Genomic DNA, 1,571 nt, shown 5'->3' with positions numbered 1-1,571 from the left:
ACACAGAACCGTCACGAACCACCGTCAACAACAGCTGCCCCCCAACCAACCCACGCCCCACCGGCAACGCCTTCACCGACGCCACCCTTCTCTGCTGAATCCCCACAACAATATCCCCATCCTTCAACCCAGCTCCCGCCGCGGCCGACCCACGCTTCACCCCACTCAACACCACACCGAACGCCCCCGCCGCTTTCTGCTCCGCCGTGAGATCGCTCAGCGTCACCCCGGCCAGCCGCGGATCCACCTTCCCGCCATCTAACGATGCAATCGCCACCGCGGCAATCGTCGCCTCCACATCGCGAGAGGCTCCCTCGCGCTGCACCGCCAGCTTCACCTTCGCGCCCAGCGGCAGCAGGCCCTCCGTATTGCGCACATCCTGTGCCGAGCGCACCGGTTTCCCATCGATGGCGGTCAGCACATCACCCGTCTGCAGCCCCGCGCTCTCCGCCGGGGAGCCCTCGTTGATCCGCGTGACCACCGCCCCGTTAGCGTCCTTCAGCCGAAGCGCCTCGGCGATGCGCGGCGTAATGTCCTGCACCTCCACGCCGAGATTCCCGCGTCGCACCTTGCCGTAAGACAGCAGCTGCTTCATCACGCCGGTCGCCAGATCCGTCGGAATGGCGAAGCCGATACCGACATTGCCGCCGGACGGCGTGAAGATCATCGAGTTGATGCCGACCAGCTCGCCGCGCAGGTTCACCAGGGCGCCGCCGGAGTTGCCGGGATTGATCGAGGCGTCGGTCTGGATGAAGTTCTGGAAGCCCTTGCCCAGCCCCGACCGACCCAGCGCCGAGACCATGCCCGACGTCGCTGTCTGCCCGAGACCGAAGGGATCGCCCACGGCCACCACGAAATCACCGACACGCAACGCGGACGAATCGGCGATCGGCAGCGCCTGCAAGCGCTCCGCCGGAATCTGCAGCACCGCCACGTCCGTCTCCGGGTCGCTGCCGAGCAGCTTCGCCTTGAAGTCGCGACCATCCTGCAGCGTCACCGTGATATCGTCCGCGCCCCCGACGACATGGTGGTTGGTCAGCACATAGCCTTTATCGGCATCGATGACCACGCCCGAGCCCAGGCTCTGCTCCACGCGTTCGCGCGGGACGCCCTGGTTGCCGAACAGCTGGCGGAAGGTCGGATCGTCGAAATACGGATTGCGTGTACGCACGCGGGTCTTCGTCGAGATGTTCACCACGGCCGGCGTCACCTTGGCCAGCATCGGTGCCAGTGAAGGCATCGGCTCACCGTTGATGGACGGTGGCAGGCCGGCAAAGGCGGGCGAGGCCAGGGCAAAACCCAGGGTGGCAAGGACAGAAAAAATCGTGGTTCGCCGATAAGCGCTGGCGGTCATGCAAGAACTCCTTTTGGGTGAATTTCAAACCCTGAGACAACGATCACCGACACTTTACTTCGACCCCTTCCGGGTTTAAGGTTCACTCCGGTCGTAACCACAACATCTTGTGTTCCCAGGCTGACTTGTTACCTAGCACTGGTGCTGCGGTTACTCAGGTTCAGGCTTCAAACCATCGTCACCAAACGCTTTTTGGGGGTCGACGAGGGAGCAAGGA

1 protein-coding gene is annotated in these 1,571 nt (G+C 63.8%); it reads right to left on the bottom strand.

Annotation, left to right across the window (positions count from 1 at the left end; translation table 11 throughout):
- Positions 1–1,354: Do family serine endopeptidase (locus AC1DSN_RS22355; protein ID WP_477332996.1), on the bottom strand; the 1,354-nt coding region annotated here is incomplete at its 3' end.
- Between the last annotated feature and the right edge of the window lie 217 nt (positions 1,355–1,571).

The organism is Luteibacter sp. P4_D7_3 (genome assembly GCF_056401735.1).
The sequence above is the reverse complement of the archived record's forward strand: the minus strand, read 5'-3'. Positions and strand labels throughout refer to the sequence as shown.